The following is a 300-nucleotide window of genomic DNA, read 5'->3' as shown; positions in this document are numbered from 1 at the left end:
GCCCCCTGAAGCGCTTCTAACCCACTGACCTGCATGGCAATATAGCGGATATCGCCATTCACCCAGACAGTGCCATGCCCAACGTCAAGTTCCGCGCCAGTCGCCTCACCCTCACCAGCCATTCCGGGTTGTCGATCATCGGGCAGTGCCTCGAGATCGCCGGCGTCGACAGCATCGACAGCCGCTTCCCCACCACGCTGGGCATGCGCACCAGCGACGTGGTCAAGAGCTACCTGGGCCTGCTGTGTCTGGGCATGAGCGACTATGACGCCATCGAAAACTTCCGCCGCGACAAGCCCT

General features: G+C 62.0%; 1 pseudogene. It reads left to right on the top strand.

From position 1 onward, the window contains the following. Positions 1–74: 74 nt before the first annotated feature. Positions 75–300 (top strand): annotated as a pseudogene (locus tag FEI13_RS18900) (IS1380 family transposase); the annotation flags it as partial.

Origin of the sequence: Halomonas urmiana, from assembly GCF_005780185.1 — a bacterium.
Taxonomy (GTDB): Bacteria; Pseudomonadota; Gammaproteobacteria; order Pseudomonadales; family Halomonadaceae; genus Halomonas; species Halomonas urmiana.
Note: the sequence above shows the minus strand (reverse complement) of the source record. Positions and strands in the feature narration are given on the sequence as shown.